This window comes from Streptomyces sp. NPDC052496 (genome assembly GCF_040679095.1).
Taxonomy (GTDB): Bacteria; Actinomycetota; Actinomycetes; order Streptomycetales; family Streptomycetaceae; genus Streptomyces.
This window is the reverse complement of sequence record NZ_JBFAUH010000026.1, coordinates 133162-149052: the sequence shown is the minus strand read 5'-3', so window position 1 is coordinate 149052 and position 15891 is coordinate 133162. Positions and strand designations below refer to the sequence as shown.

The following is a 15891-nucleotide window of genomic DNA, read 5'->3' as shown; positions in this document are numbered from 1 at the left end:
CCGGCCGTCCCGGCCTACGAGGTGGAGAACCTCTTCGAGCCGTTCCGGCGCCTGCGTACGGAGCGGACCGGCAGCGACAAGGGCGTCGGCCTCGGGCTGACCATCGTGCGCTCGGCGGTACGGGCACATGACGGCACCACCACCGCCCAGCCCCGCGAGGGTGGCGGACTGACCGTACGCGTCGCCTTGCCGCTGTGAGCGCCTGTGCCTGGCGGAGCGGCCGCCGGGCACAGGCCGTCTCGCCAGCTGTCGGAACGGAACGCGCCGTGGATCCACAGGTTGTCCTGCTGAGGGCCCTGCGCGCCGGCGGCTCAGCTCCGACAGCCCGCTCGCCGCTCCCTCACCCGTTGCGCCGCCGATGCCGGCGTACCGCGTCACGGTTGGCGCACCGTTGTGTGCAGTAGCGCTGGCGTCCCGTACGGGAGGTGTCGGCGAAGATCGTGGTGCACTCGGGCACGGCGCACCGCCGAAGCCGGTGCATCCCCCGCCCCGTCAGGTGCAGCGCGGTGCCGACCGAGATCAGCGAGAACAGCACGGATCCCAGGGGCTGTTGACCATCACGGTAGTGCAGGTGCCAGCCGGTGCCGGCGTGGTCGACCAGGCGCGGGTACGCGGCGGCCGCCGCCAGCATCCGGTTCAGCGACTCGGCGCGCTCCTCCTCGTCAGCGGCGTCGACGACCTTCACCCATGCCGTCACCGCGGCCATGGCGTGGTCGAGGTCCTGACGGGTCACCGGGTGCTCCAGCACCAGCCCGGCCTCGCGGCAGCGGTCCGCCAGTTCCGCGGCGTCGGCCGGGGGACGGTTGGCGAGATCCGCGGCCAGGTTCACGGCATCCGCACCGTAAGGGTTGAGTTGCACAAGGCCATTACAGCAGGTTGGCCGGCATGAGACACGGCACCGACAACAACAGCGACAGCACCACAGACAGCACCACCGAATACGGCGCCGAGCGCGGCACCCCGCCCCCCGTCGGGCATCCCGTCGAGCAACCTGTCGGACACCCCACCAGGCACCACACGGAACCCCCCGCCACCGTACGCCGAGCCACAGCACACGACATCGCCGAACTCGTGCGCCTGCGGGCCCTGCTGTTCGACGCCCGCGACGACGAGTACTTCAGCGACCAGTACCTCGACGACTCGTACCCCGCCCCCGTACCCGGGTGCGACTGGCGCGGCAACCTCGCCGCGGCGTTCAGGGACCATATGGCGTCGGACGCCGTGCGCATCCTGGTCGTCGACGCCGGCCAAGGCCTCGCGGCCTGCGGTATCGGTACCGTCGAGCGGTGGTTCCCCGGTCCGCACAACCACCGGGGCCGGGTCGGGCACGTCATCGGCGTGGTCACCGACCCGGCACACCGGCGGCGCGGCCACAGCCGCGCGATCATGCGGTCCCTGCTCGGCTGGTTCGAGGGGCAGGAGGTCGGACGGGTGGACCTGTACGCCTCACCCAGCGGCCGGCCGCTCTACCGCAGCCTCGGTTTCACCGACCACCCGGACCCCGCGCTGTACTGGCGGCCGTAACGGGAGGCAGGCGGCCCGCCCGGCCACATGCGCACCGTTCCGGCCCGGCCCACCCCCTCCGTTCCTCCTCTACTCCTCCACCCTCAGCGCCCCGGACGGGCACAGCATCCCGGCTTCGAGGGCGGCGGCCCGGCTGTCGTCGCCGGGCTCGGTGACGAGTACGGTGACGATGCCGTCGTCGTCCTGGTCGAAGACGGCGGGCGCGGTCAGGGCGCACATGCCGGCGCCGACGCAGACCGTTCGGTCGGCGGTTACCTTCATCGTGTCCTCTTCCGCCGGGTCACCAGGTGACGGGGAGTTCGTTGACGCCCTGGATGGTGGTGCCGGGGCGCAGGTCCAGACGCTCGACCGGGGTGGCCAGCCGCAGGGTGGGAATGCGGTCGAACAGCGCGGTGAGGATGATTTCGAGTTCGAGCCGGGCCAGGTTCTGGCCGAGGCACTGGTGGACGCCGTACCCGAAGGCGAGGTGGTGCCGGGCCGAGCGGTGGATGTCGAAGGTGTCGGGGTCCTCGAAGACCTCCGCGTCGCGGTTGGCGATGGAGTTGGTGACGATCACGCCTTCTCCGGCCCGGATCAGCTGCCCGCCCACCTCGATGTCGGCGGTGGCGACGCGGTTGCCCGCGATGTCGGCGATGGCGAGGTAGCGCAGCAGCTCCTCGACGGCGCCGGGGACGAGCGCCGGGTCGGCGCGCAGGGCGGCGAGCTGCTCGGGATGGTCGAGCAGGGTGATGACGCTGAGGGAGGTCATCGACGCGGTGGTCTCGTGGCCCGCGACGAGCAGGAGCATCGCGTTGGAGATCAGTTCCTCGCGGTCGGTCGCCCCCTCCGCGAGCTGCCGGCCGACCAGAGCGCCGAGCAGGCCGGGCCCGGGCTCGGCCTCCAGGCCGGTGATCAGCTCGTCCAGGTAACGTTCCAGGTCGTCGCGCGCGCCGGACGCTTCGGCCGCGTCCGTGGACTGCACCAGGCGCCTGCTCGCGTCCTGGAAGAAGTCGTGGTCGGCGTACGGGACACCCAGCAGCTGACAGATCACCATCGAGGGCACCGGCAGCGCGAACTGGCTGACCAGGTCGGCGGGCGGCCCCGCGGCGAGCATCGTGTCGAGGAAGCCGTGCACGATGCGTTCGATGTCCGGGCGCATCCCCTTGATGCGTTTGACGGTGAACTCGCTGATCGTCATCCGGCGCCGCTTGCCGTGCTCGGGCGGGTCCATGCCGATGAAGGCGGGGCGGCGGTCACGCAGCCCTTCCAGGCGTGGGGAGGTGAGCGGGAAGGCCGGGTGGTTGCGGTCGGAGGACAGCCGGGGGTCGGCCAGCAGCTTGCGGGCGGTCTCGTGCTTGGTCACCACCCAGGCCTGCCGGCCGTTGTAGAGCGTGACCGGCCGCAGCGCGTCCTGTTCGTCGCGCAGCCGGGTGTAGGACTCGGGTAAGCGGTAGGGGCAGGTGCGGTTGCTGGGGAAGGCGGGGGCGTCGGAGGCAGGGAGGGCAGCTGAGGTCACAGAGGTCTCGGTCATCGGTCCCCTCGTGGGTGCTGACAGTCTCTAAGGAACGGTCAGTTCTCTAACTCGGAGGCTAGAGTGTCCCCTTAGGGAACGCAACGTCCTCTCGGCATACTGTGCACACTCCGAGGAGTCACGCTGTCGACGAACACCGACGACCCGACCGCCCCACCGGTCGCTGACCACCGCAAAGGGCCACGGCGCCGCGGCGAGGAACTGGAGAACGCCATACTGGGCGCGGCGTTGGACGAACTCGCTGAGGTGGGCTACACCGCGCTGACCATGGAGCGCGTCGCCGCCCGGGCCCGTACGAGCAAGGCCGCCCTGTACCGCCGGTGGACCGGACGCGCCGAACTGGTCCTGGACGCCTGCCGGATGCGCGGCCTCGCGGAGGTCAGCCCGCCCGACACCGGCACCCTGCGCGGTGACATGATCGCCCTGCTGCGGCAGATGTCCGCCAAGATGGCCTCCCCGATCGGCGGCATGCTGCGTGGCCTGCTCACGGAGATGACCCGCGACCCCGAGTTCGCCCGGCTGATCCGCGAACGCTTCCACAGCGTCGGCCCGGTGGTGTGCCGGACCATCCTTCAGCGGGCCGTCGAGCGGGGCGAGGTCGAGGAGTGGGTGCTGGACTCACGGCGGTCCGCCGTCGCCACCGACCTGCTGCGCAACGAGTTCCTGCTCTTCGGTGCCCCCGTCGAGGACGAGACCGTCATCGAGATCATCGACGACGTCTACCTGCCCTTGGTTCTGGCCCCGGCTCCTCGGTCGGGGGCTCGGGCGCGTCGGTCCGGCGAGGAGGGGTGACCGTCGGTCGGTGAGGCGCGTTGCGCTTCCGGGGTGCGGGTTTTCGTGCGGCGTGGCGCTTCCGTCCGTGTGGGTCTTCGCGCACGTTGCGCATCTGGGGGTGCGGGTTTTCGTGCGGCGTTGCGCTTCCGTCCGTGTGGGTCTTCGCGCACGTTGCGCTTCCGGGGGTGCGGGTATTCGTGCGGCGTTGCGCTTCCGAGCGTGCGGGTCCTCGCGCGCGTCCACATCCGGGGAAGCGGGCCTTCACGAACGTCCCGCTTCCGTGCGGGCTACGGCAGCCGCAAATTCCGTGCCGCGTCGCCGGTGGAGGTGCAGACTCGCTCCATGGCGGACATGCGCGCGTTCCGGGACGCGGTCAGCGGCTGGGCGGGCGGCGGTCCCGGCGGGCCGGCGAGCGAACTGGCTGAGCGGCTGGGGGTACGGACGGCGGTGCTGCTGGAAGGGCCGAGCGACCACGCCGCCGTCGAGGCGCTGGCCGTACGGAGCGGCCGGGACCTGGACGCCGAAGGGGTGTGCGTCATGCCGATGGGCGGGGCGATGTGCGTCGGCCGCTACGCCGGCCTCCTCGGGCCGCCGGGCCTCGGCCTGCGCCTGACGGGGCTGTGTGACGAGGGCGAACAGCGCTTCTACGACCGGGGGCTGGAGCGGGCGCGGGTGGCGCGCCGGGACTTCTTCGTCTGCGTGGCCGACCTGGAGGACGAACTGATCCGGGCGCTGGGCACCGTAAGGGTCGAGGAGATCGTACGGGCCGAAGGCGATGTCCGGCCCTGGCAGATCTTCCTGCGCCAGCCCGCCCAGCAAGGCAGGCCCCGGCAACAGCAGTTGCGGCGCTTCCTCGGCACGAAGAAAGGCCGCAAGATCCGCTACGGCCGCCTCCTCGTCGAGGCGCTCGCCCCCGGACAGGTACCCGCACCGCTCGACGGCCTCCTCGCGAGCCTGTGAGCGAGGCCGCAGGCCATCAGGCACCGCAGCTGGGGCCGGGGCCGACCCGGGGGGCCGGCGCGGTGCAAGAGGCGCCCGGGCCGTACGCGCGATCCCCACGGGCACCCAGCAGCGACGCGGCGGCCCCGACGGCGCGAAGGGCGTCGGCCACCGTGCTGCTGGCTGCCAGCGCCTCGCGCGCGCCGTACCGGGCCATGGCTTCCCGCAACAGCCGCTCCCCGACCGCGCCGTCGACAATGCTGCAAGCCGCTCACGGGTACGCCACGGCCTCCACGCCGCGTTCGACGAGCTCCACGCACACGACCACAGCGGCAGCTCGCCGAGCCCCGGCGCCGACCGGCAACCCCCGCCCCCGTGTCGCGCCATACCGACGCTACTGCGCTGTACCTCCGCACCGGCCAGGTGCTGGAGTCGGGGCCTGCACCCGTGTACAGGTGTGCCTGAGGTCTCCGGGCCCTCAGTGGCACCTGCCGTTGCCGCTGTAACAGGGCGAATAGCCCGCGCTCGGGGCGGGAGCGGGGGCCGGGTGCGCGCGGTCGTACTCGTGCTGTGCGAGGGCGAGCAGCGCGGCTGCCGCTCCGGCTGGCAGGAGCTGGGACACCACCGTCCACGGTGCGCGGAACAGCATCGCGAGCCCGGCGAGCAGGATCACGGCGATGAGGAAGTGCTGCATCCAGGCGAGTTCCGCGAGGTGCGTCGCGTCGATCCGCCTCTGCTCTCCCTGTGCGGCCCATACGTCCATGCCGTACGAGAATCCGGCCCCCAGGAAAACGGCGGCCTCCACCACGAAGAGCACGATGCCGAAGCCGATGTCCTGGCCGCGAGGTGTTCTGCGTGACCAAGGACGCCTTCGCCGGGGCGGGGGTGTGGAAAGTGCATACGTCATTGCCCCACGATGCCGGGCCCTCCGCAGTATGGGCATGAGTACGCGCACTCAGACCGCCGCCGGGGATTCGATATACGCGGGCGTGCGCGGGGCGTGGGGGACGAGAATCTGCGCCGGTAGCGCATCCACGCGACGTACGGAACTGCCGGTGAATTGCTGGGAGTAACCCATGTGGGTGATCGTGTGACGGGGCTCGACAGGCCTAGGGTCGGCCCTGTCACGGATGACACCGAGGGGGAAATTTTATGTTCAGGAAAGCGTTGCGCGTTGCTTCCGTGGTCGTGCTGACCGTCGTGGGAATCGCGCTGCCGTCCGCCGCCACCGCGGCGCCGCGGATTTCCGGGTCCGCCGTCGGAGCCGCGGTCGCCGCTCCGACGGCGGTCTACGGGCCGTACGCGAGTTACGAAGTCTGCTGGGTCGCCGGAAACCAGGGGCAGCAAGCCGGTCAGTGGCAGTCGTTCTTCTGCGCGCAGAACGGCACGACCTCGTGGTGGCTGTTCACCACTCCGTGAGCCGTCCGATCGGGGACCTCGCCGCGTAGTGTCGCCGGGCGGTGGAAGCACCGCCCGGCTTCAGTCGCCCATGAACCAGAGACAGCTTCCCGGTGTGGCCGCACATTGCTCCAGGAGCGCCACGAGGTCGTGCAGCGCGGCTTTCTGTGATGCATCGGAGCACCGCTCGATCAGCAGGGCGGCTTCCGCCAGCGCGGCGTGCGCCTCCTGCTCGTTGAACAGCGTGTCACCGTAAGGATCCACCCAGGCCAGCTTGCCCGGACCGGAACGGTCGAACGGGCCCAATGCTTCCGCCAAGGCTTCGCCGTGTGCGTAAGAGCCTTGCAGCAGGGTGGCTTCGGATGTTTTGCCGCGCGCAGGCCGACGCGAGTGGAGTTCCAGTTCAATTCCCATGTGTGCTCCATCATAGCGAGGGCAGAGAGGGCAGAGGAACCAGAAAGGGCGGTACGGGTACGGGGGTACGGGACGCATCGTCATGCGATGAACTCGCGCTTGAGCCACAGGGAGTGCAGGGCGCCGGCGAGCCGGCCCGCGACAATTCCGTCCGCGATCTGCGTCAGGTCGTCGTCCGGGCCGTGTCCTTGGCGATGCGGAGCCACCCGGTGCTGGGATCGAAACGGGTGGGCCATGAAGCCGTCCAAGGAGTGCCGGGGGCCAGGCCGCGCGCTTCGCCGGTATGGAATTCTTCGCCCTGGGGATCGGCGGTCAGCCTTCCCGGCTCGGCGAGCGGCGGGCTGACGGGCGACGTCTTTCCGTTATGACACGGATGGAGCCCCCAGACGCATTCTGCGATTTCTGCGTTCAGGCGTCGGCGATCGGCTCCACGGTCCGGGCCGCGCCTGCGCATGACGACGGTTCATTCTGCCGTCCTCCATGCCGTTCGCTGTGCTCCCGTCCGGCGGCCGTGGCCGAAGGGGCGACCGGCTATTGCAGAACACGGACATTCGCACGCCCTCGCCGTGCCCGTGGTGCGCGCCGCCGCGCGCGATCGACTGCCGCGCGCCCCCGGTGTGGTGCCCCGCGCGCGTTGCTGACCTGCGGCATCGCTGGGCCCGGTGGTGCTGAGTGTGGTGTTGCGTAGGGGCGTATTGGGGCGCCGTCGGCTGTTGCGGCCGCATGTTCGCGCACCAGTGCGGGCGCAGGAAAGCTGAGGGTGGCAGGAGAACCGTTCAGGCAGGTAGGCGCGGGAAAAGTCGCGCGTTTCCTTCGGGCGGGTCACTCGTTTGGTCCGTTACGACGCGCTCAGCACCTCTGCCTGTCTCCGTTGCGGCTGAACCAACGGGGCGGGCCTGACCGGACGTTCGCCGCTCGGGCGGCGCTGACCGGTCTCGGGGGCTGGGCGGTGTCCCTTTCGGGACACGGGTGTCCGGTCAACGCCGGGGGCCCGGTTCGTCACCTTCGGAAAGATGAAGGACCACAGGTGCAACACATCGTGAAACGAAGCGTGCTGGTCGCCGCGACGGCGACCGGGATGCTGGCCGGCGTGGCGGCGGGTGCCGCTCATGCCGACGCCGGTGCGCAAGGAGCCTCAGTCGGGTCTCCGGGCGTGCTCGCGGGCAATCTGCTCCAGGCCCCCGCGCACGTGCCGGTGAACGTCTGCGGCAACACCGTCGACGTCGTCGGTCTGCTCAACCCGGCCTTCGGCAACCAGTGCGTCAATACCGGCGGACACCACCCCTCGACCGGCCACCAGCCGCCGGATCACCACCCGCCGGGCCACCACCCGCCGGGCCACAAGCCTCCGGGCCACAAGCCGCCCGGCAACCACCAGCCGCCCGGGCACCACCCCCCAGGCCACCAGCCTCCCGGCCACCACCCTCCAGGCCACAAGCCTCCGGGCCACCGGCCGCCCAGCCACCACCAGCCGCCCGGCCACCAGCCTCCCGCGCACGAGAATCCCGCGCACGAGAATCCCGGCACCCCGGGGCCGGGTCGCCACCAGCCGCCCACCGACCCCCAGCTGCCCGGCCAGCGGCCCCCGGCCGAGGTCGCCGGTGCGGTGGACTCGCGAGCCGTGCCCGCGCCGCACGACCGTCTGCCGGCGTCCGCTGTGACACCGGCAGGAGGTACGGGACAGGAGGCCGCGCAGAGCAGCCGGCTGCCGGCGCTCGCGCAGACGGGAAGCAATCAGGCCGGTGCGGCGGCCGCCACGAGCGCCGTGCTCCTGCTCGGCGGGGCGGTGCTCCTCCGGCGCAGCCGTACCTCGCGTAGCTGACGTCCTGACTCACCTCCTCCACCAGCCGCCACGGCGGTTCCCGGCCTCGGCCGGGAGCCGTCAGGCGGACTCCTGCCCACGAGAAGCACGAGAAGCCCCGGAGCTTCCGGAACTCCCGAAATCCCCACACCGGACCAACGACCGTGCCTCACAGCGGGCAACGTGCGGCGCCGTACCCTTCACACGACCGGCACCGGGTGTTCTCAGGGGTGTCCCGCCAGCGGGTCGGGGAAGAGCGTGCCCCGCCCGGAAGCCAGCTCGGTCCGGTGCCAGACACGGCCGTCCTGAGCCAGGGCGCGGACCGCGGCGGCGCTGCCCGTGAAGGTGGGCAGGAGGGAGCCGGTCGCGGTGCGCTGGATGAGCTTGCGTACGGCGGGATGCGGGCCGGCCAGCAGGAGTTGGCCGCCGACCGAATGCAGCCGCATGGCCTTGCGGACCAGGACGGCCAGGGCGTCGATGGTCAGCCGGTGGACCGCCGACACATCGACGATCACGGTGGGTACCGTGGCGCGGCGGCGGATCATGGCGGCCAGGCACTCGACGGCGTCCCAGGAACCGTCAGGCAGCAGGAGCAGGTGGTACAAGGCAGGTCGGGTCAACAGTTAGGAGGCCTTCCGTGCGCAGAGCTGGACGCCTCGAACCCCAGGAGCGGCTGGCCCCCACCGGCACAACGCGCTCACCGTGCCCTTGGCATACCCCACCAGCCCGGCACCACCCCGATCCGCCAGGACGAAGTTTCCTACGCCCGCGCCACCGGCCGGGGGCGTGCGAGGACTCAGCTGAGCGGGCGGATGTCGATGCCGATCCAGTCGTCCTGGCCGTAGTTGTACAGGTTCTCGTCGAGGAACAGGCTGACCAGCCTCTTCCCGCGCTTCCAGGAGAGCTGCCGTTCGCAAGGGTCCGACTGCACGGGCGGCGGCGTGGTGAGCGGCGTGCCGAGGCGTGACCGGAGCAGGTGCGCGGCGCGGTCGTAACAGGCGATGACGTCCTCCTGTGTGGCGTTCGCCGTGTAGATGCCTGCGGAGGGAAGCGGGTCGCCCCACAGCTGCCGCGGGTCGACGGGCAGACCGGTGCCGGATTCGATGAGATCGATCGCCGCGTAGGCGAGCGGAAAGGCGAGGAAGGAGTCCTCGTGGCACTCCGGTTCGTCGCAGGCGACGCTCCGGTCGTCGGTGTTCGCGCAGCCCGGATACTCACCCAGCAGGACGTGCCAGGACAACGGGTCCGGGTCGCCGAGTGGCCAGTGGTCCAGCCACCCGACGGCGGGCTCACCGTTCGTGGCCGGGCGCGCCCAGCCACGCTGCTGGAAGGCGGCGTCGAAGGCGTCGCAGCACCAGGGGACGTCAGCGAGTTCCAGCAGCTGGTCGAGGTAGCGGGGGGTGAGCGGGAAGGACAGCATCGACATGAGCCGGAACCTACTGCAGGCGCTGAGGGGCACGGTCGGCAGCCCGGACGCACCGCGGGAGCACGGGGGCAGCCCTCGCCCGGCGGACGCGCGCAGTGTCGCGGTCGTGCCGCGCGTACGCCGCGCCGCTTCGGCATCCTGGACCCTGCACCGCGGACACCTGGACACCGACGGACACCGATGCAGACCGAGCAGACGGGGGCGACAGCGAGGAGGACGGCATGGGCACGCAGTACGCCGCGGAGTTGATGCGTGCCGCCGACGGCCCGTGGGAGCGCCGCGAAGCGCTGGTCCACGGCGGTCGGCGGTGGACGTACGGGGAGTTGGCGCGGACCGTGCGGGGCATCGAGGCCGTCCTGCGCTCCGCGCCCGGCGCGCGGGACGGTGTCGCCGTACTGGCGGACAACCGCCCGGAGGTCATCGCCGTGCAGCTCGCGGCACACCTGCTCGGGTACCAGCTGGCCCTGCTGGCTCCGAGTGCGACCGACGCCGAGCAGGCGGAACTCCTGCGGCACAGCCGGCCGGGAGCGCTGGTCTTCGCCCCCGGCCACGCCGCTCCCGCCAAGGCCCTGGCCGCTGCGGCCGGCATCGGGGAGCTGCTGTCCCTGGGCCCGGCGCCGTCCTGTCGCGACCTGGTGGCGGAGGCCGCCGCGCGGCCGGGGGAGTACGGTCTGCCTGCGGCGCCCGCCGACCGGGTACGGACCTTGCTGTGCACGGGCGGCACGACGGGCCTGCCCAAAGGTGTCGTGCACACGCATGGCCTGTACGACGCGCTGGCCGCGCTGGTGGGCGACCACGGACTGGCTCAGCCGGGCGAGCGGCGGCTGGTGGCCACCCCCCTGAGCCACGTCAGCGGGCACTTCGCGCTGCCCACTCTCCTGTCGGGAGGCACCCTGGTCCTCCACGACGGCTTCGCACCGGGCGCGGTCGTGGCGGCCATCGCCGCGGAGCGCATCAACGCCCTGGTACTGACCTCGCCCCTGATGTACCAGCTGCTGGACCACCCGGCTCTGGCCACGACCGACCACTCCACCCTGCGCTGTCTCGGCTACGGGGCCACGCCCACCCCACTGCGGCGTCAGCGGCAGGCACTCGCGCGTCTCGGCCCGGTGTTGCAGCACATCTACGGCCTGACCGAAGCCGGCGTGGTCACCCTTCTGCAGCCCGGTGAGCACCGTGCCGACCGCCCGGAGGTGCTGGCCGGCGCCGGCCGTCCGGTCCCCGGGATGCGGGTCGAGGTACGCGACGACGAGGGCCGGCGGCTTCCGGCGGGCCAGGTGGGGGAGGTGTGGATGCGTGGTCCGAGTGTGATGGCCGGTTATCTCGGGCATCCGTTGGCCACGGCGGCGGCGATCCGGGACGGCTGGCTGCGTACCGGGGACATCGGCACCCTGGACGCGTCCGGCGCCCTCGTCCTGCGGGCCCGGAAGAACGAGGTGATCATGCACGCGTCCGGGGCACGTATCTACCCCCGGGTCGTGGAGGAGGCGCTGCTGAGCCACCCGGCCGTCGCCGCGGCCGCCGTCCTCGGAGTCCCGGACGGCGGCGACGGCGAACGGGTGCACGCCACCGTCGTCCCCCGCCCGGGCCACCTCCTGGACGCCGCCGCCCTGCGCGCCCACGTCCTGGCCGAACTGGGCCGGCAGATCATGGTGCCGGAGTCCGTCGACAGCGTCGCGCGGCTGCCCGTGACCCGTACCGGCAAGGTCGACAGGAAGGCGCTCAGGGACATGCTCGACCCGGGCGGCCACTGACGGCGCGCCGGATGACGGCAGGGGGTGGCGGGCGTGAGGGGCGTGGCGGTCTCGGCACGGCGAGCGCCTGCCGAGACCGTTGACGCGCGGCCTTCCCGTGCCGCGGCCGTCCTCGCCCCGCCACGCCCTGCCCCAGCCGTCCTCCCTACGGCAAGCCCCGGTCGAGCGCCGTCATCAAGGTGCCCGTCGGAGTGTCACCGGACATCTCCCAGATCATCGCGCCCAGGAGCCCCTTGGCCTTGACCCAGTCCGTCTTCTTCCCGATCGACCAGGTGTCGTCGAAGGACCACCACTGACCGTTCGCGCCGGTGTACCCGTACGTCGAGAGGGACTGCTCGTCGTGGTGGACGGTCAGGTTCGGCACGTTGGCCAGCAGGTTCTGGTAACCCCGTAGGCCCGCCTCCTCCGGGAACTGGCCCGGCGCCGCGCCGTCCGCCGCCTGCCACTCGCCGTGCGCCCCGCCGTCCGCGACGGTCTTCCAGCCGCGGCCGTAGAACGGGAAGCCGATGGTCAGCTTGCGCGGGCTGACCCCCGCGTCCAGATATGTCTGGACGGCGTTCTCGACGCTGAAGTGGAAGTCGTACGGGTCCTGCGCGTCGCGGTGAAGGTTGGCCTGGTGGCCGGTGCGCCTGGGCTCCCAGGAGTTGTCGCTGCCCGAGCCGTGGAAGTCGTAGCCCTGGACGTTGGCGTAGTCCAGCGAATCGAAGATGGTGGACAGGTCCCAGCCCTGCTGGATCTTGACCGGGTCCGCGGGGGTGAAGGCGGTCAGCAGCCGGTGCTCGCCGCCCAGCGCGTCGAGCTGCCGGCGGAACTCCTTGACCAGCAGCGCGAGGTTGGCCTTGTCGGCCGGGCTGTAGTGGTTGCCCGGATGGCCTTCGGCGCCCGGCCACTCCCAGTCCAGGTCGATGCCGTCGAAGATGCCCGCGCCGGTCCCGGGGCCGCCCGCGCCGTTGTAGGCGGGCAGGTTGCCCTTGATCCATATGTCGATGCAGGAGGCGGCGAACTTCTTGCGGGAGGCGTCGGTGGCCGCCGCGTCGGAGAAGAACTTCGAGTATGTCCAGCCGCCGAGCGACATCACCACCTTCAGGTGCGGGTGCTTCGCCTTGAGCTTCTTGAGCTGGTTGAAGTTGCCGCGCAGCTTGCCCCAGCCGTCGTCGGCGACCCCGTCCACCGACTGCGCGGCGGGGAACGCGCGTCCGTAATCGGCGTCCGCGTCGCCCGCGCCGGTGCCCTCGTCCGGGTCCTGCGGATTGCCCGAGACGCCCTTGGTCACACCGGCCAGGCAGGTGAGGTTCTCGGGATCGATGTTGGCGAAGGCGTAATTGATCACGTCGAGTTTTGCGGCGGCGCCCGAGGTGTCCAGGTTCTTGACGAAGTACTGGCGGCCGTAGATGCCCCACTGCGCGAAGTAACCCACCTTCAGGTACCTGCCGGGCCCGGCCACGTCGTCCGTGGTGACGGTCAGGGCGTCCGAGGCGGGCGAGGCGTTCTCGGCGGCGTCGCGCGCCTTCACGGAGAAGGTGTACGCGGTGGCGGGGGTCAGGCCGCCGACCGTGGCGGCGGTGGTGCTGCCGGGAACGGTGGTGACCAGGCCGGCGCCCCGGTACACGTCGTACGCGACCACGCCGACGTTGTCGGTGGCCTTGTCCCAGGCCAGCGAGACGCTGGAGGAGGTGGTCGCGGTGGAGCGCAGCCCACCGGGCGCGGTCGGCGGCACGGGGTCGCTCGCCGGGTCCACGGTGTTCGCGGATACGGGCGCGCTCGGCGGCCCGGTGGTGCCGCGCCGGTCCTTGGCCAGGACGGTGAACGTGTAGCGGGTGGCCGGGGTCAGACCGGTGACGGTCGCGGTGGTGCCGCTGGAGGTGGCGACCGTACGGCCCTCGCTGAGCACCTCGTAGGAGGTGACCGGGTGGTCGCCCGGGGAGGCGGCCGGCCAGCTCAGCGAGACGCTGCGCGCGGTGGTGGCGGTGACCTGCGGAGTGCCGGGTGCGGACGGCGGCACGTCCGGGCTGCCGTCGCACTTGTCCCCGTTGACGGTGCAGGCCGCCGGGGTGCCGACGGGGCCGTTGGCGATGAACCAGTAGCTGTACGGCTCGGTGCTGCCGCCGGCCGGTACGGTCGCGTTGTAGTGGGCGTTCTTGACCGTCACGTGGCGGCCTTCGACGGTGGCGTCGCCGTTGTAGTGCCCGCTGACGGTGACGCCGGCCGGGAGGTCGAACTCCAGGGTCCAGCCGGTGACGGCGGCGGAGCCGCCGTTGCGGACGGTGTAAGTGCCTTTCCACCAGGAGCCGTTGTCCTGGGTGGAGAAGGCGGCGGTGAGGGTTCCCGCCGCTCGGGCGGGCGCCGCCGGGCCGGTCAGCACGGCGGCCACGGACAGGATCAGCGTGGTGAGCAGGGCCGCGGCTCTGCTGCGGAATCTGCGCCGGTCTTTCATGAGCACCCCTGTGAGTGTGAGTGGTACAGGGTGTGAGAACCGAAGTGCGCGATCCCGGCCGCGCGCCGGGTGGCGGATCGGGCGCCGCCGGGTGCCGTAGGGCAGTCGCACCATAAAAGGTCTGGACCAACTCGTCAACGCGGTGACGGCAGCGGCAGGTGGGGGGAAGTGAGGGCACCTCGGGCCGGGTGGGCTGCCCCGGGCCGCGTCGCACGGTGTTGGTCTGGACCGGACAGCTCTCGGCCGTACCGGGCGTGCGCAGGTGGCCGGTTTTCGCCGTCGGCGGGACCTGGGAGGCGGCTTGTCGGGGGCGGGCGTCTGCCCATACCACGAGTGCGCGGTCGAAGGTGCCCTCTTCGGAATTGATGTCCGCGAAGCGCTGCAGGCACCATTGCTCGTCGGCCGCGGATCGGCTGATCGTACGTCGCGGGTGGCTCGTGGGGGAGGCGTTCGGCGTCGGGGGAGGAGAGGCGGTGACGGGTTCGGCGGGGCGGCGGCGGGTGGTGGAGTGCGGTCGAAGTGGCCGGTTGTGCCGACGGCCTGCCCGACGCTGCGCCGGGCGTGAGGATGATGGGCCGTCAGTGTGCGGAACGTCGGGGTCAGGGGGTGTGCGGTGCGCGGCGGGGGAGGTGGTCGCGTACCGCGCCCTGGAGGGGAACGGGGCCTTCGTGAACCCGTCGCCGTAGCAGCCCGGCTTGCTGGTGGACGGGCTCTGAGCAGGGCGTTCAGGGGGCCGGGGTCTCCTGTCGGACGCGCGACGCCTCATGGGCCCGTCGGGTGTCGCGTCGGGTCCGGCGCAGGGCGCTCTGTGGCCGCTCCGGGCTCCGGCCGCGTCGCGGGGCGCGCCGCTGGCCCTCCACGGCCGCCCCTCACGTCACCGGTCGCGGACCGTTCAAGGGGCAACATCTCAGGCCGCCGCTTCCGCCGGAACCGGGTGCGGGCGGGTTCGCGGACGGGCGGTCGCACCGGGCGCGTGCCACCCGGGCGCCGGAGCGTTCGCGTAGCGGGCGCCCGGCGACGGCCGCGAATCCGGCCGGAGCGCGCACGTCGGCGGGAAGCGGGTGCCGTGCACCACGCGCCCCCGGGAAGGCCCGCCGTGCCGCCGGGTCCGGCAACACCGTGGGCAGATGGTCCAGGCATATTCGGACAGCGGGTTGGCTCGAAATGCGCCAAAGTGTGGCGTCCGGTTCAGCGACGCCGTACGGTAACTTTTGTCCGCTCCAGCGGAGGGAGTAATTCCCCGGCGGAGAACGAGAAGGGCGACGCATGAGCGACAGCGAGGTGGCGCGTTCGGAATCCCGCCACCGGTTCCCGCGGGAACCCGCCCGGGCGATCTCGCTCCTGCCGGACGGGCCGGACGGATCGGGTGGGCCGGGCAGGTCGAGCAGGCCGGAGAAGCCGGACAGCTCCCCGCCGACGGACGCCCCCGGCGCCCTCTTCCGCCCTGACGGACGCCGCGCCACCCGTTGTCCGCGCGGCTCCCGGATTCCCGGCCCGCCCTACGGGCCACGCCGTGCGAAGACGTTCACTCGCTCCCTGCTCCTCCCGCGCCGCGGACCGTCCGGCGACGCCGCCCGCGTGGCCGGCACCGAAGCGCCGCCCGTACGGCTGCGCACGGTCTACTGGGGCGTTTCTCCGGACGCGCTGCGAGGACCTCCGCGCTGACGTTCCCGGCCTCTCGCCGCACACCCCGCCGGACCGCTGCCGGGCCGGGCGGGACCGCATCGTGGTACCAGCCGTCGGAGCACGGGGCAGCGTGCGCAAGAATGCGCTGCCCCTCACAGAAGAGGTGGCAATTTCCCCACATGCTGTACGGGTACTCACAATTGCGTCGGCGGTGCCGGACCAAATTGGCCGACATCGCGTTACCGTCCCCCTTCTCCGTCGAGGAATTCTGTCGGAACATCTCCGCGCAGC

17 protein-coding genes are annotated in these 15891 nt (G+C 71.8%); 8 read left to right on the top strand and 9 right to left on the bottom strand.

Going from position 1 to position 15891, the window contains the following annotated elements; all coding sequences use genetic code 11:
* Positions 1–198: ATP-binding protein (locus AB0L45_RS30565; protein WP_365845634.1), on the top strand; the 198-nt coding region annotated here is incomplete at its 5' end.
* A 142-nt stretch (positions 199–340) separates the two neighbouring features.
* Here AB0L45_RS30565 and AB0L45_RS30560 read toward each other — a convergent pair.
* Positions 341–859 carry a CGNR zinc finger domain-containing protein gene (locus tag AB0L45_RS30560; RefSeq protein ID WP_365845632.1) on the bottom strand — a complete coding sequence of 173 codons (519 nt, stop codon included), beginning with the start codon at positions 857–859 and terminating at the stop codon, positions 341–343.
* 26 nt (positions 860–885) lie between these two features.
* Here AB0L45_RS30560 and AB0L45_RS30555 point away from each other — a divergent pair, with 26 nt between their 5' ends.
* Positions 886–1524: a GNAT family N-acetyltransferase gene (locus AB0L45_RS30555; RefSeq protein WP_365845630.1), complete on the top strand. Its 639-nt coding sequence runs from the start codon at positions 886–888 to the stop codon at positions 1522–1524.
* Positions 1525–1593: 69 nt separating this feature from the next.
* Here the strand turns inward: AB0L45_RS30555 and AB0L45_RS30550 are convergent, their stop codons facing one another.
* Together AB0L45_RS30550 and AB0L45_RS30545 are read right to left on the bottom strand one after the other, a co-directional pair.
* A complete protein-coding gene (locus AB0L45_RS30550; protein ID WP_365845628.1) occupies positions 1594–1785 on the bottom strand; it encodes a ferredoxin in 192 nt (63 codons plus the stop codon).
* A gap of 19 nt (positions 1786–1804) precedes the next feature.
* Entirely contained in the window at positions 1805–3034 is a 1230-nt protein-coding gene (locus AB0L45_RS30545) for a cytochrome P450 (RefSeq protein ID WP_365845626.1), read from the bottom strand.
* Positions 3035–3157: 123 nt separating this feature from the next.
* Between AB0L45_RS30545 and AB0L45_RS30540 the strand changes: the two genes are divergently transcribed.
* Both AB0L45_RS30540 and AB0L45_RS30535 read left to right on the top strand, forming a co-directional pair.
* Entirely contained in the window at positions 3158–3826 is a 669-nt protein-coding gene (locus tag AB0L45_RS30540) for a TetR/AcrR family transcriptional regulator (RefSeq protein WP_365845646.1), read from the top strand.
* Between the two features lie 324 nt (positions 3827–4150).
* Positions 4151–4768, top strand: a complete 618-nt coding sequence (locus tag AB0L45_RS30535; RefSeq protein WP_365845624.1) for a TOPRIM nucleotidyl transferase/hydrolase domain-containing protein — start codon at positions 4151–4153, stop codon at positions 4766–4768.
* A 457-nt stretch (positions 4769–5225) separates the two neighbouring features.
* On the opposite strand, the gene AB0L45_RS30530 is transcribed toward AB0L45_RS30535, so the two are convergent.
* Complete coding sequence (locus AB0L45_RS30530; RefSeq protein ID WP_365845622.1) at positions 5226–5654, bottom strand: DUF6234 family protein; 429 nt, start codon at positions 5652–5654, stop codon at positions 5226–5228.
* Between the two features lie 260 nt (positions 5655–5914).
* Between AB0L45_RS30530 and AB0L45_RS30525 the strand changes: the two genes are divergently transcribed.
* Complete coding sequence (locus AB0L45_RS30525) at positions 5915–6166, top strand: hypothetical protein (protein WP_365845620.1); 252 nt, start codon at positions 5915–5917, stop codon at positions 6164–6166.
* A 60-nt stretch (positions 6167–6226) separates the two neighbouring features.
* Here AB0L45_RS30525 and AB0L45_RS30520 read toward each other — a convergent pair whose 3' ends face one another.
* Positions 6227–6559, bottom strand: a complete 333-nt coding sequence (locus AB0L45_RS30520) for a hypothetical protein (protein ID WP_365845618.1) — start codon at positions 6557–6559, stop codon at positions 6227–6229.
* Between the two features lie 80 nt (positions 6560–6639).
* Positions 6640–6765 carry a hypothetical protein gene (locus tag AB0L45_RS30515; protein ID WP_365845616.1) on the bottom strand — a complete coding sequence of 42 codons (126 nt, stop codon included), beginning with the start codon at positions 6763–6765 and terminating at the stop codon, positions 6640–6642.
* An 833-nt stretch (positions 6766–7598) separates the two neighbouring features.
* Here AB0L45_RS30515 and AB0L45_RS30510 point away from each other — a divergent pair.
* Positions 7599–8381: a chaplin family protein gene (locus AB0L45_RS30510; RefSeq protein WP_365845614.1), complete on the top strand. Its 783-nt coding sequence runs from the start codon at positions 7599–7601 to the stop codon at positions 8379–8381.
* A gap of 203 nt (positions 8382–8584) precedes the next feature.
* Here AB0L45_RS30510 and AB0L45_RS30505 read toward each other — a convergent pair whose 3' ends face one another.
* Both AB0L45_RS30505 and AB0L45_RS30500 read right to left on the bottom strand, forming a co-directional pair.
* Positions 8585–8980, bottom strand: a complete 396-nt coding sequence (locus AB0L45_RS30505) for an STAS domain-containing protein (RefSeq protein WP_365845612.1) — start codon at positions 8978–8980, stop codon at positions 8585–8587.
* A gap of 176 nt (positions 8981–9156) precedes the next feature.
* Positions 9157–9786 carry a hypothetical protein gene (locus tag AB0L45_RS30500; RefSeq protein ID WP_365845610.1) on the bottom strand — a complete coding sequence of 210 codons (630 nt, stop codon included), beginning with the start codon at positions 9784–9786 and terminating at the stop codon, positions 9157–9159.
* Positions 9787–10007: 221 nt separating this feature from the next.
* Between AB0L45_RS30500 and AB0L45_RS30495 the strand changes: the two genes are divergently transcribed.
* A complete protein-coding gene (locus AB0L45_RS30495; protein ID WP_365845608.1) occupies positions 10008–11540 on the top strand; it encodes an AMP-binding protein in 1533 nt (510 codons plus the stop codon).
* 145 nt (positions 11541–11685) lie between these two features.
* On the opposite strand, the gene AB0L45_RS30490 is transcribed toward AB0L45_RS30495, so the two are convergent.
* Entirely contained in the window at positions 11686–13974 is a 2289-nt protein-coding gene (locus AB0L45_RS30490; protein WP_365845644.1) for a glycosyl hydrolase family 18 protein, read from the bottom strand.
* Between the two features lie 1266 nt (positions 13975–15240).
* Here AB0L45_RS30490 and AB0L45_RS30485 point away from each other — a divergent pair.
* The gene (locus AB0L45_RS30485) at positions 15241–15639 is read left to right on the top strand and encodes a hypothetical protein (RefSeq protein WP_365845606.1); all 399 of its coding nucleotides are present in this window, start codon (positions 15241–15243) and stop codon (positions 15637–15639) included.
* Positions 15640–15891: the final 252 nt, after the last annotated feature.